At 62.5% G+C, this 13,629-nt stretch carries 10 protein-coding genes; 6 read left to right on the forward strand and 4 right to left on the reverse strand.

Annotation, left to right across the window (positions count from 1 at the left end; all coding sequences use genetic code 11):
- Positions 1 to 41 precede the first annotated feature (41 nt).
- Complete coding sequence (locus tag AC56LH_RS20635) at positions 42 to 1,076, forward strand: GGDEF domain-containing protein (RefSeq protein WP_499649244.1); 1,035 nt, start codon at positions 42 to 44, stop codon at positions 1,074 to 1,076.
- A 17-nt stretch (positions 1,077 to 1,093) separates the two neighbouring features.
- Here the strand turns inward: AC56LH_RS20635 and AC56LH_RS20640 are convergent, their stop codons facing one another.
- Complete coding sequence (locus tag AC56LH_RS20640; protein ID WP_499649246.1) at positions 1,094 to 2,311, reverse strand: cyclic di-GMP phosphodiesterase; 1,218 nt, start codon at positions 2,309 to 2,311, stop codon at positions 1,094 to 1,096.
- 201 nt (positions 2,312 to 2,512) lie between these two features.
- On the opposite strand from AC56LH_RS20640, the gene icmF reads away from it, so the two are divergent.
- From icmF to AC56LH_RS20665, 5 genes are all read left to right on the forward strand, one after another.
- Positions 2,513 to 5,818: a fused isobutyryl-CoA mutase/GTPase IcmF gene (icmF, locus tag AC56LH_RS20645; protein ID WP_499649248.1), complete on the forward strand. Its 3,306-nt coding sequence runs from the start codon at positions 2,513 to 2,515 to the stop codon at positions 5,816 to 5,818.
- 54 nt (positions 5,819 to 5,872) lie between these two features.
- Positions 5,873 to 6,193 (forward strand): hypothetical protein, encoded by a 321-nt coding sequence (locus tag AC56LH_RS20650; RefSeq protein WP_499649251.1) that lies wholly within the window; start codon positions 5,873 to 5,875, stop codon positions 6,191 to 6,193.
- 190 nt (positions 6,194 to 6,383) lie between these two features.
- A complete protein-coding gene (gene prsT / locus AC56LH_RS20655) occupies positions 6,384 to 9,158 on the forward strand; it encodes an XrtA/PEP-CTERM system TPR-repeat protein PrsT (RefSeq protein WP_499649253.1) in 2,775 nt (924 codons plus the stop codon).
- Between the two features lie 143 nt (positions 9,159 to 9,301).
- The gene (locus AC56LH_RS20660; RefSeq protein ID WP_258837016.1) at positions 9,302 to 9,973 is read left to right on the forward strand and encodes a GNAT family N-acetyltransferase; all 672 of its coding nucleotides are present in this window, start codon (positions 9,302 to 9,304) and stop codon (positions 9,971 to 9,973) included.
- 77 nt (positions 9,974 to 10,050) lie between these two features.
- Positions 10,051 to 10,929: a ThiF family adenylyltransferase gene (locus AC56LH_RS20665; RefSeq protein ID WP_499649255.1), complete on the forward strand. Its 879-nt coding sequence runs from the start codon at positions 10,051 to 10,053 to the stop codon at positions 10,927 to 10,929.
- A gap of 118 nt (positions 10,930 to 11,047) precedes the next feature.
- Here AC56LH_RS20665 and pepA read toward each other — a convergent pair whose 3' ends face one another.
- The 3 genes from pepA to AC56LH_RS20680 form a co-directional block, all read right to left on the reverse strand.
- Positions 11,048 to 11,830 (reverse strand): flocculation-associated PEP-CTERM protein PepA, encoded by a 783-nt coding sequence (pepA, locus tag AC56LH_RS20670; RefSeq protein ID WP_499649257.1) that lies wholly within the window; start codon positions 11,828 to 11,830, stop codon positions 11,048 to 11,050.
- Positions 11,831 to 12,013: 183 nt separating this feature from the next.
- On the reverse strand, positions 12,014 to 12,679 hold the full coding sequence (locus AC56LH_RS20675) for a class I SAM-dependent methyltransferase (protein ID WP_499649259.1): 666 nt from the start codon (positions 12,677 to 12,679) through the stop codon (positions 12,014 to 12,016).
- 112 nt (positions 12,680 to 12,791) lie between these two features.
- Positions 12,792 to 13,523, reverse strand: coding sequence for a GNAT family N-acetyltransferase (locus AC56LH_RS20680; RefSeq protein ID WP_499649261.1), 732 nt, complete (start codon positions 13,521 to 13,523; stop codon positions 12,792 to 12,794).
- Positions 13,524 to 13,629 lie beyond the last annotated feature (106 nt).

The following is a 13,629-nucleotide window of genomic DNA, read 5'->3' on the forward strand; positions in this document are numbered from 1 at the left end:
GGTCTTCTTCTTTCGCGCTTGCCTGGCCTGATAACAACGACATGGATTCCCTGCTGCGACACATGGTGGACATGACTGGCCACCGCGATCACACCATGCTCGACATCTCCGTGGTGTCGGCGGTCCAGGAATTGTCAGGCGCGAGCCAGACCCGGGTGTTGGGTATTGCCAGCGTCGGCGGCCAGCAGTTCGTGCGCTCGCGCGCCTGCATCCAGGCGGGCGGCGTCGCTTGCCCGGAAGAGCCACAAGACAGCGGCCCGGGCGAACCAATCGCCACCTATCCGGAACTCGATGCCTGCCTGCGCCAGCACGCCACGCGCGCCGAGGGCGTGGGGGCCGATGGCCTGCGCCGCCTGTGGTTGCCGATCTGGTTCGGCGAGCGGGCCGATACCTGCCTCGAGATCGCCCACGACAGTCCATTCACGCCGGAAGCGCTGTACATGGTCAGTGGCATTGTCAGCGTGTACCGCAATTTCCAGAATTTGCTCGACTACAGCGAACGCGATTCGCTCACGGGCCTGCTCAACCGCAAGACCTTCGACGATCAGCTGGCGCGCATGCTGCATGCGACGGACGTCGAACCGGTCATGCCGGGCGTGGCCGAAAGGCGCGCGCAGCACGGGGCAGAACAGCAGTGGCTGGCCGTGGTCGACGTCGACCACTTCAAGACCGTCAACGACCGCTTTGGCCACCTGTACGGCGACGAAGTCCTGATCCTGATCGCCAACCTGCTGCAATCGTCATTCCGTACGCAGGACCGGGTGTTTCGCTTTGGCGGCGAAGAGTTTGTGGTGCTGCTGCGCTCGACGACGCTGGAGAACGCGCGCCGCATCATCGAGCGCTTTCGTCTCGATGTCGAAAGCCACCACTTCCCGCAAGTGGGGCAAGTCACCGTCAGTGTCGGCTTTACCAGCGTCAGCGCGGCCGATTCGCCGGTCGTTACGCTGGGCCACGCCGACCAGGCGCTGTATTTCGCCAAGGCCAATGGCCGCAACCGCGTCTGCCACTACGAAGCGCTGGTCGAGGGCGGCCTGCTGCAGACCGTCACGACCAACGACACCGCCGAATTCTTCTGAGCGCGCGTCGTGTGCGTTCAGGCCACCTGCATGAAACGCAGCGGTTCGACCTGCCACTTCTCGGCCGACTCGTGACGCACGATCCGGTCGCCGCCACCGAAGCCCAGCGGCCGTGACAGATCGACGGTCTCGGGTTTGATGTAACGCTGCTGCCTGGTGTGGAAGAACACGTTGACCTTTGGCGTCAACAGGCTCGTTTCGTGCGGCTCGACCACCACGCCCAGGCGCCCCGACTCGAGCAGCACCAGCGTGCCGACCGGGTAGATCCCGACGCAGCGCATGAATTCCTGGACCAGGGCGGGATCGAAGTGGAATTTGCTCCACTCGTACAGCTTGCGCAGCGCTTCGGCCGGCGCCACCCCCTTGTGATAGCAGCGCTCGGATGTGATCGCGTCGTACACGTCGACGATGGCCGCCATCTGCGCCAGCTCGCTGATTGCGCTTCCGGCCTGCGCATCCGGGTAGCCGCTGCCGTCGCGCCGCTCGTGGTGGTGCAGCGTGATGTCCAGAGGAATGGCGCCGATGCCGGGCGTGCGCAGCAGAATGTCGTGGCCATCGCGCGGATGGCGCTTGATGATGGCGAACTCGGCGTCGGTCAGGCGCCCTGCCTTGTTGAGAATCGCATCCGGCACCAGCGCCTTGCCGGTGTCGTGCAGCAGGCCGCCGATGCCGGCCTGGTAGATGCGCTCGTCATCCAGATTGCGTGAGCGGCAGAACGCCACCAGCAGCGTGCACACGCTCACCGAATGCAGGAACGTGTAATCGTCCTTGTTCTTGATCTGTAACAGGCCGAGCAAGGCGCCCGCGTTGCGCAGGATCGATTCGGTGATGTTCTGCACGACCGGGCCCACCTCGTCGAGGTGGACGACCTTTCCCAGCCGCGCGTCCTGCATCACCGTGCGCACCACGCCCACCGCTTCGCGCCGCACCGTGGCCGCGCGTTGCAGTTCCTCGCCAACGGAGATTCGTACCCGGCTGGTCGCGGTGGTGGCCAGCGCCGTCACTTCGGCTTCGGTGGCCGCCTGCGCCTGGGCCAGCGTCGGCGCGTCCACGTCCATGCCGCGGCCGCAATCGATCACGACGCCGTGGATGCGCGCGTCGCGGATCTTCTGGATTTCGCTCTCGCAGGTCAACAGGAACTGACTGCGCACGAAGGGATGCTCCATCCAGCCACAATCGAGATCGTGGATGAACATGCCGACCCTGAGTTGTGACGCATCCACTTTTTTCAACATCTGACGTAGCCTCTGGTAACCAAGCGCGGACGGTGTGCTCGCGCTATGCAGGAAGTATACCAAATGATTGCATTTAATCACTTAATGTTATCTTTAGTAAACTTCATAAAACCGGTTCATTTGTTCACAGCTTGACGTTAACGTTAACGTCAGATACCGTACCAGCACTCCTCGTCCTCCCGCCTACAAGGACTGCTCGCCATGAACGATACAACTGCCGCCGCCACGCTGGCTGCCCCCGCCCCCGCCACTCTGCAACTGGCCAACAAGGTGCGCTTCGTCACCGCCGCCTCGCTGTTCGACGGCCACGATGCGTCGATCAACATCATGCGGCGCATCCTGCAATCGAACGGGGCCGAGGTGATCCACCTGGGCCACAACCGCTCGGTCGACGATGTCGTCACGGCGGCACTGGCCGAAGACGCACAAGGCATCGCCATCTCGAGCTACCAGGGCGGCCACGTCGAATACTTCAAGTACATGATCGACCTGCTGCGCGAGCGCGGCGGCGCGCACATCAAGGTGTTCGGCGGCGGCGGCGGCGTGATCGTCGCGCACGAAATCGACGAACTGCATGCGTATGGCGTCACCCGCATCTTCAGCCCCGAAGACGGCCAGCGCATGGGCCTGGTCGGCATGATCCACGCGATGCTGCAAGCGTGCGACGTCGACCTGTCACCGTACGCCCCGACCACGCTGGCGGCGCTGCAGCAGGGCGAGCTGGCTGCGCGCCACCGCCCGCTGGCGCAGCTGATCACGGCCCTGGAAAACGACAAGGTCGACGCCGCGCTGCGCGCGCAGATCCTCGAACACGCCGCGACGCTGCGCGTGCCGACGCTGGGCATCACCGGCACCGGCGGCGCGGGCAAGTCGTCGCTGACCGATGAACTGATCCGCCGCATCCGCCTCGATCAGGGCGACCACCTGAACATCGCCGTGATCTCGATCGACCCGTCGCGCCGCAAGTCCGGCGGCGCGCTGCTGGGCGACCGCATCCGCATGAATGCGATCAGTCCGTGGAACGGCCAGACGCGCGTGTTCATGCGCTCGCTGGCCACGCGCGACGCCGGCTCGGAAATCTCGCAGGCGCTGCCCGACGTGATCGCCGCCTGCAAGGTGACCGGGTTCGACCTCGTGATCGTCGAGACGTCCGGCATCGGCCAGGGCGACGCCGCCATCGTGCCGCACGTCGACACGTCGATGTACGTGATGACGCCCGAATTCGGCGCCGCCTCACAGCTCGAAAAAATCGACATGCTCGATTTCGCCGACTTCATCGCCATCAACAAGTTCGACCGCAAGGGTGCGCTCGACGCGCTGCGCGACGTGGCCAAGCAGTACCAGCGCAACCGCGAACTGTGGAGCCAGAGCCCGGACCAGATGCCGGTGTTCGGCACCCAGGCCTCGCGCTTCAACGACGACGGCGTGACGGCGCTGTACCACGGCCTGCTGCCAAGGCTGGCGGCGCTCGGCCTGCCGATCGATGCGAGCAGCCTGCCCGCGCCGGCGCTGCGCTACTCGAGCGGCAAGAACGTGATCGTGCCACCGGCGCGCAGCCGCTACCTGGCCGAGATCGCCGACACCGTGCGCGGCTACCACCGCCACGTGGCGCGCCAGGTGAAACTCGCACGCGAGCGCCAGCAACTGGGCGAATCGAAGCGCATGCTGCTGGCCGCCGGCCAGGGCGCTGCCACAAGCGATGCGCTCGACGGCCTGATGGCCGAACGCGACAACGCGATGGATGGCGAAGCCAAGAACCTCGTGGCTGCCTGGCCGGCGCTGCAGGCCGCGTACGCCGGCGACGATTACGTCACGCACGTACGCGACAAGGAAATCCGCACGCGCCTGGTGACCAAGACCCTGTCGGGCAATCCGATCCGCAAGGTCGCGCTGCCGCGCTTTGAAGACCACGGCGAAATCCTGCGCTTTTTGATGCTCGAGAACGTGCCGGGCGCGTTCCCTTACACGGCCGGCGTGTTCCCGTTCAAGCGCGAAGGCGAAGACCCGACCCGCATGTTCGCCGGCGAAGGCGACGCCTTCCGCACCAACAAACGCTTCAAGCTCGTCTCGACCGGCATGGACGCCAAGCGCCTGTCGACCGCGTTCGATTCGGTCACGCTGTACGGCGCCGACCCGGCGCTGCGGCCCGATATCTACGGCAAGGTCGGCAACTCGGGCGTGTCGATTGCCACGCTGGACGACATGAAGGTGCTGTACGACGGCTTCGACCTGTGCAGCCCGTCGACGTCGGTGTCGATGACGATCAACGGCCCGGCGCCGACCATCCTGGCGATGTTCATGAATACGGCGATCGACCAGCAGATCGACAAGTTCGCGCACGACAACGGCCGCCAGCCCACGCCGGACGAAAGCGAAAAAATCCGCGCCTGGGTCCTGACCAGCGTGCGCGGCACCGTGCAGGCCGACATCCTGAAGGAAGACCAGGGCCAGAACACCTGCATCTTCTCGACCGAGTTTTCGCTGAAGGTCATGGGCGACATCCAGGAATATTTCGTGCGCCACGGCGTGCGCAATTTCTACTCGGTGTCGATCTCGGGTTATCACATTGCCGAAGCGGGCGCCAATCCGATCTCGCAACTGGCGTTCACGCTGTCGAACGGCTTCACGTTCGTCGAAGCCTACCTGGCGCGCGGGATGCACATCGACGACTTCGCGCCAAACCTGTCGTTCTTCTTCTCGAACGGGATGGACCCGGAATACACGGTGCTCGGGCGCGTCGCACGCCGCCTGTGGGCGGTGGCCATGCGCGAGCGCTACGGCGCCAACGACCGCTCGCAAAAGCTCAAGTACCACATCCAGACATCGGGCCGTTCGCTGCACGCGCAAGAGATCGACTTCAACGACATCCGCACCACGCTGCAGGCGCTGATCGCGATCTACGACAACTGCAATTCGCTGCACACCAATGCCTACGACGAAGCGATCACCACGCCGACCGACGAATCGGTGCGCCGCGCCCTGGCCATCCAGCTGATCATCAACCGCGAGTGGGGGCTGGCCAAGAACGAGAACCCGAACCAGGGCGCGTTCATCATGGACGAACTGACCGACCTGGTCGAAGAGCAGGTGCTGCAGGAATTCGAGCGCATCGCCGAACGCGGCGGCGTGCTGGGTGCGATGGAAACCGGCTACCAGCGCGGCAAGATCCAGGAAGAGTCGATGCTGTACGAGCACCAGAAGCACGACGGCACGCTGCCGATCATCGGCGTCAATACCTTCCGCAATCCGAAAGGTTCGGGCGCAGCGGCGACGATCGAACTGGCACGTTCGACCGACGACGAAAAGCAGTCACAGCTGCAGCGCCTGGACGCCTTCCACTCGCGCCACGCCGATGCCGCGCCGGCCGCGCTGGCCGCCCTGCGCCAGGCCGCCATCGACAACCAGAACGTGTTTACGCACCTGATGGACGCCGTGCGCGTGTGCTCGCTGGGACAGATCACGACGGCGCTGTTCGAAGTGGGTGGGCAGTACCGGCGTAATATGTAATCACGCTGTCGGCAAACGGCCTAGAATGACTCAGTCCACACCACGGAGTCATGCATGCCGATCCGTCCCGCACAGCTGTCTGCACTGATGCGCGAAGTCGAACAGGAAGACCCGATCGACTTCGCCGACCTCCCCTTCCCCGAAGACGAACTGCGCGACCTCGTCGCCAATCACCTGTGCGAGATGGCGGCGGCGATGGACAACTTCAGCCATGAAGATCGCCTAATGACACTGCTTGCCGTCTCGGCCAAGCTGGTGCTGGAAAACCTCGTGCTGCATGTGCAGTTATTGCGGCGGCATGGCTTGCCGGTGGGTGAGCATGTCGATGCTTTGCTGCAACGCCTGCGCAGCGATCCAGGCAGCAATTCGGGCTGAACGGCGCTGCGCCGGTGGCCTGCCATCTTTGTAACAATTGCTCTCACTTTTTTGCTGTTACCGGCGGCTGGAATTTGCAACAATCGCATCCGTTTGTACGTTGGCGCCGCTATTCCTTCAGGTATTATTTGTTGTTGAGGAATTTCGCTATCTGGCGAAACAACGAACTCCATTGCCTGAGGAATCCCACATGTCGCGCCACGCTACCAAGCTTACTCTTACCGCCCTGCTGTCCGGCGCCATCCTGGCCGCTGGCCTGTCCGGTTGCAACCGCACCCAGTCGACCGAGACCCTGCTGGCCGAAGCCACCGAATATCAGCAAAAAGGCGATATCAAGGCGGCGCTGATCCAGCTGAAGAATGCCGTGGCAAACAGCCCGGAAAACGGCGAAGCGCGCATGGCGCTGGGCTCCCTGCAATTGTCGACCGGCGATGCTGTGTCGGCTGAAAAAGAATTCGGCCGCGCCCGTTCGCTGGGTATCCCGGCAGCGCGCGTGCTGCCACTGCTCGGCCAGGCGCTGACGCAGCAGGGCAAGTTCAAGGAAGTGCTGACCGAGATCACGCCCGAAGCGGCGACCGGTTCGGCTCCACTGCTGAGCCTGCGCGCCGATGCGCTGCTGGGCAGCGGCAAGCCGGATGAAGCGCAGCAGGCTTATGCCGCCGCGCTGGCGGCCAATGCCAGTTCGGGCGAGGCCTTGATGGGCATGGCGCGTATTGCCGCCGCCAAAGGCGACCGGGAAGCAGCAACGCGCTACGTCGAGGACGCGGTTGCCAAGGATCCGAAGAATCCCGAAGCCTACATGATGCGCGGCTCGATGCTGCGCATGATGAACAAGCCGGACGAAGCCCTGGCGGCGTATGACCAGGCGCTCAAGCTGAAACCGGATCACCGTGGCGCCCACATTGAAAAGGCGTACGTCGAGATCGCCCGCGGCAAGTTCGACGCGGCCAAGATCGAAGTCGAGGCCGCCGAAAAGAATTCGCCGGGCAGCCTGCTGGTGGTGTACACGCGCGGCCTGTACGAATTCTCGCAAGGTAAATACTCGGCCGCGAAAGATGCGCTGGCCAAAATCCTCAAGATCGCCCCCGATCACCAGCCGAGCATCCTGCTGGCCGGCGCATCGGAGCTGAATCTGGGCGGCACCCAGCAGGCCGAGCAGCACCTGCGCAAGTACCTGCAAAGCAATCCGAACAATGTCTATGCACGCAAGCTGCTGGCCCAGGCACAACTGCGTAATTCGCAGCCAGCCGATGCTGCCGCAACCCTGGCGCCTGCGCTGAAAGACGCGCCGCAGGATGCACAACTGCTGGCGCTGGCAGGCGAGTCGTACATGCAGGTCCGTGACTTCGACAAGGCCAGCAGTTACCTGCAGCAAGCCGCCACACTGGCGCCGCAGGCTGCCGCCGTGCGCACTTCGCTTGGCCTGTCGCGCCTGGCACAGGGCGACCAGGCGCGTGGCCTGAGCGAACTCGAAGCGGCTGCCACGCTCGATCCGAAATCGCTCCAGGCCACGATGGCCCTGGTCCAGACCGAGATGGGCATGAAGCGCTATGACCGGGCCGAGGCTGCCGTTGCGTCGCTTGAGAAGCAGCAGCCGGACAGCGCGCAGGTGCAGCAGCTCAAGGGCGCCGTGTACATGGTGCAAGGCAAGAATGCGCCAGCACGCGCCGCGTTTGAAAAAGCCGTACAGCTGCAGCCAACGTTCCTGCCGGCCGTGACCAACCTCGCGCGTCTGGACATGCAGGAGAAAAAGCCGGACGCTGCCAAGGCGCGCTTCACGGCCTTCCTCGAGAAGGACAAGAACAATGCCGACGCAATGGCGGCACTGGGTGAGCTGGCGCTGCTGCAAAAGAACACCGCCGAAGCCACCACCTGGTTCGAGAAAGCCAGCACGGCCAATCCGGAAGCTACAGCCCCGGCACTGAAGCTGGGCGCTCACTACCTGCGCACCGACCAGGCGCCGAAAGCACTGGCGCTGGCGCGCAAGTTCCAGACGACGAACGCGACCGATGCCGGCGTGCTCGAACTGCTGGGTCAGTCGCAGATCGCCACCAAGGATTTGAACGGTGCGCTCGATACCTACAGCAAGCTGGCCAACGTGTTGCCGAAATCGGCGCCCGCGCAGATTCGCCTGGCCGAGGTACAGCGCTTGCTCAAGAACGACAGCGAAGCCGCAGGCCACATCAAGCGTGCGGTTGACCTGCAGCCTGATTTCATGCCCGCGCGCCTGATGCAGGTGGACGCGGCAATGCGTGCCAAGCGCCCGGATGACGCCCTGGCAGCGGCGCGCCAGACGCAGCAGGCCGCGCCAAAAGCGCCGATCGGCTTCGTGCTCGAAGGCGACATCCTGATGAGCCAGCAAAAGAGCGCACCAGCCCTGCTGGCGTACGAGAAGGCCCTGGCGCTCGCACCATCGTCGGAACTGACCGCCAAGGTGGTCCAGGCGATGCAGGCAGGCGGCAAGAGCAAGGATGCACTGGCGCGCGGCGAAAAGTGGCTGGCCCAGAACCCGACCGATGCACGCATGGCGCTGATGGTTTCCGAAATCAATATGGCGGGCAAGGATTACAAAGCGGCTATCTCCCGTCTGGAATCCGTGCAAAAGACGGCGCCTGAGAACCCGCTGGTGCTGAACAACCTGGCCTGGGCTTATCAGCAGGTGAAGGATCCACGCGCGTTGGCAACTGCAGAGCAGGCGTTCAAGATCGCCAGCGACAATCCAGGCGTGATGGACACGCTGGGCTGGATGCTGGTTGAGCAGGGCAATGTCGCACGCGGCCTGCCGCTGCTGCAGAAAGCCAGCACCCAGGCGCCAAATGCGATGGAGATCCGTTATCACCTCGCCCAGGCGCTGAACAAGAGTGGCGACAAGGCCGGTGCCAAGCGCGAGCTTGACAAGCTGCTGGCAGCGAACGCGCCATTCGCGCAAGCCGATGAGGCACGCGCGCTGCTCAAGACGCTGTAATGTGGCACGCCGCCGCACGCTCTCATTCAGCTTGCGGCGGCCTGATTGACCTTTGCATGCAGCATCCTGGCGGTGATATTTATTCATCCTATCGAACGCTCAATTTATTGATGTCCAGATAAGATGTCACTACACAGATAAGGATGTTTATCGTGAACGACGATTCATACGGAATCCGGCTTACCGATACGTCGGACGGTCGTAACTCGGCCAGCATGCTGATCAACAGGATGTACGCCTGGCGCGGCTACTCCGGCGATCACCAGCCAAGCAACGACCCCAATCGCATCACGCTGACCGCCACCGACAAGGGCGACGTGGTCGGCACACTCAGCATCGGCATCGATTCCGAGGTCGGGTTGATGGCCGATGAAGTCTTCGGCGCCGAGCTGGACGCCCACCGCGCCAACGGCGCGCGCCTGTGCGAGTTCACCAAGTTTGCGTTCGACCCGTCGGTACGCTCGAAAACCGCGCTGGCCAACGTGTTTCATCTGGCCGTCATCTACGCCCGCGACATGCATGGCTGCACCGACATCATCATCGAGGTCAACCCGCGCCATCGCCGCTTCTACGAGCGCATGCTGGGGTTCCGCAAAGAGGGCGAGCTCAAGATCAACACGCGGGTGGATGCCCCGGCCTACCTGCTGCGCGTGAATCTCAAGTACGTTACCGAGCAGATCAGCATTTTTGGCGGCACTTTTGCCGCCGATGGTGAAACCGAAGAGCGCTCGTTCTACCCGTACTTCTTTTCGCCCCGCGAGGAACGCGGTATCATCAACCGCCTGCTGCGCATGGATGAGTCACATCCGGCATAAGCACCTGCATCGCCGGTACGCGCCCTGCCCTTCCTGCGGCGCCGACCATCTCGTCCCTACTTTTTCGCAATGTCCCCATGAGCAATCCGTTCCAGTACGAGCAGGCGTTTTCACGCAATATTGGCTGGGTTACACCCGCCGAACAGCAGCAGTTGCGTGGCAAGCGCATTGCCATTGCGGGCGGCGGTGGCGTCGGTGGCGTGCATCTGCTGACGCTCGCCCGCCTGGGCGTCACGCGCTTTCACATTGCCGACTTCGACACGTTCGACATCCCCAACTTCAACCGCCAGGTGGGCGCCATGATGTCGACCGTTGGCCAGCCCAAGGCCGACGTGCTGGCGGCCATGGCGCGCGACATCAATCCCGACATCGAGATCAAGATCTTTCCCGAGGGCGTCCATGGCGACAATCTCGACGAATTCCTCGCCGGTGTCGACCTGTACGTCGATGCGCTCGACTTTTTCGCCTTCGATGCACGCCAGCAGACCTTTGCTGCGTGCGCACGGCTCGGCATCCCGGCCACCACTGCCGCGCCGCTGGGCATGGGCGCCGCCCTGCTCAACTTCATGCCGGGCAAGATGACGTTCGAAGAGTATTTCGGCTGGGGCGATTTGCCGGAGCAGGAAAAAGCGATCCGCTTTGTGGTTGGCCTGGCGCCGGCCGGTCTGCACCGCAACTACCTGATGGTGCCGGGCTCGGTGAACTTCGCCGAGCGGCGCGGCCCCTCGACCTTCATGGCCTGCCAGCTGTGCGCCGGCATCATCGCCACTGAATCGCTCAAGATCCTGTTGGGGCGTGGCGACGTGCTGGCCGCACCCTGGGGCATGCAGTTCGATGCCTATCGCAACAAACTCAAGCGCACATGGCGACCGGGCGGCAACCGCCATCCGATCCAGCGCCTGGCAATTGCCATCGGCCGGCGCCAGTTTGCGCGCATGGCGGCTGCCGGTCGCTGAACGACGGCACGCCGGCGCGCGGCGCCGGTGAATCGCGGGACGAAAAAAAACCACTGTCGATACCGGCAGTGGTTTTTTATTGCTTTCGAACAGGGCCTGCGCAGCAGGCCCGTGGTTCTTAGGCAGCTTTCTTGTTGCGACGACGTGCTGCGTACAGACCCAGCATGCCCAGGCCCAGCAGGCCAACCGATGCTGGCTCTGGCACTTCAGCTGCGTTTTCGAACACGACGTCCAGCGAACCGTTGATGGTCTGGGTGCCCGATGGGGTGAAGTTGTTCAGCTGACCCGACTGGAACGACATCGAGTAGAACGGGTTAGGCAGGACGAAGAAGCTGCTGCCGGCTTCGGTCAGAGCGAACGAGCTCGATGCACCGAAGCTGCCGCAGTTGATGCCGTTGCCGCTTGGGTTGCCTGGGTTCGAGCAGGTGCTCAGCATTGGGTTCAGGGTGCCCTGGCCAGCCAGTGGGTTACCCGAGCCCAGCAGGACGTTGCCGCCTGCGACGCCCAGCGTGGTGTCCATGAACAGGTCCAGGCTACCGGTGCCTGGCTGGAAGTTGAACGTGGTGGTCGAGCCGCTCACCGAGTAGGTGCCGCTTGCCGAGTAGTTAGCAAACAGGCCGTAGTTTGCGCCCAGGCCGGTCTGGAAAGCTTCGTACGCGGTGTTGCCACCGTTGCCGACGAACTGGCCAGCAGTCCACACCAGCGAGACGTTGAACGTACCATCTTGATTGAAGGTCGCGGTTTCGGTGTAGTTACCGGTGATCTTGTCAGCAACGAAGTTTGCCTGTGGACCGACTGGATCGACGGTGAACGAATTGAACGGGGCTGCTGCGGCAGTACCGCTGAAGATGGTTGCAGCTGCGATCGATGCGGCGACGATGGTTTTCTTAAAAGCGTTCATTTCGTAAATCTCCTGGGTTGTATGGGGTACTGCTCACGAGGCTATATAAGCAATCACCGTGCCAGCTCAAGAGATTTGTTTTAAATCAAACAGTTAGAGATTTTTATTGAGCCAGATCAAATACTACTGTAAAAAATACCGACAGCATATTTACGGCCTCAAAACGTTGCTGTGGGAGCACTCCTACAAGGGCTTGCGCACGACGACATTCCACGTATTTCCGGATGTGAACTCCGAGTGAATCTCGTAACCCGCTGCCAACATTTTGGCGCGTAGTTCTTCCACATGGAACGGGCTGTAGAGAATCCCCTTGCGGATACCCCAGTCGTTGATCTTCTGTGCGGCCCAGCGCAATGGCCCGAATCCGGTGGGGTACAGCAGGACGTTCGCCGCCATTGTGCCGCCCGGCTTGAGCACGCGCAGGATGTCGCGCAGCGCACCATCGATCGTCGGGAAACAGTGGATCGAATTGGCGATATTGGCGGTGTCGAAGCGATTGTCGGCAAACGGCAGCTGGGCAGCATCGGCGTGCTGCACCTGGACTTGGGGATTGTTGGCAAAACGGCGCTTGGCGCCGGCCAGCATCGATGGCGCGTAGTCGATGCCGGTGACCTTTACTTGCGGGAGCTTGCGGCGCCGGCGCCAGTTCAGCACCATTTCGAGCAGGGTCCCGGTACCGCATGCCACTTCCAGGTGGTCGGGCCCGAAGTTCGGTCCGAAGAAGCGCATCTGGGTGCCGATTGTGCTGTTGTAGGCAAAGGTCAGAATGAAGAAGCCGCGCAGGTCATACCACCACGGTTCAGAGGAATAGGCTTCGGCGATTTCATCCCGGGTCTTACCTGTCGTCATGGAGCATCCTCAATGTGATAAACACGAAGCGCTGAATATAGGACGTTCCTGCCAGGCAGGCAAGTACAAATACTGAGGGGAAAGTGCGGGGCGCGTGCCCCTGCAACAGCGCTTAGCCGAGCGCGCGCAGGCGGTTGATGATGCCGGCCTCTTCGCGCTGCGAAAAGAACCACGGAAACAGCGAGCGTTCACCGACCGCCTTGTCCTGCATGCCGCCCCACTTGGCGACCTGTTCGGTACCGAACGCGGTAGCGGCGCTCAGCAGCACCGCTGGCGCCTGCACGCGTGGATTGGGCCGTGATTCGCAGACAGTCTGGAAGCCCAGCATGGCTTCGTAAAAACGGCGATGACGCGGATTGACCTCGATGAAGATGTGGCTGCAATGATTCAGGTCGCGCGCATAAATCAGGGCCACGTGAAACAGCGACGCCAGCACGGCCTTTGACTTGATGGCCGGATCGACGGCAAGCTTGATGATTTCGCAGACCTTGCCGGTCCCGCGCTGGGTATCGATATAGTCGGCGAATACCTGGTCGGCCAGCAGGCCGATGTCGGAATCCAGGCCAAGGCTCAGCGTGCCGAAGACCTGGCCACGGTCCGACGCCGTCAGCGTGATCCGGTTGGGGTCGTTATTGATCTGGTGGTTGCCACTATAGCCGCGCCATGCATACATCTTGCTGATAAGCATGCTTGCGGAGTTGCGCTGGGTATCGATGTCGGCAGCGCGAATCCCGAACACACGTTCGTTGATGGTAACGTCAATGATGCTCGGATTGTCATCCGCGGCTGAGTCATCGCCACCAAGCCCGGTACACGGGATGGCTGGCACTAATGTCTCGATCATGTACGTTCTCCTGACGGTATCGACGCGTCGTACAGCGACGACAATGTAGTCATCATAGCATCGATAATTGTTCTAATGCTAATTTTATTGACAAAATGAATTTAAA

The organism is Telluria sp. LT1R51-2, from assembly GCF_059685775.1.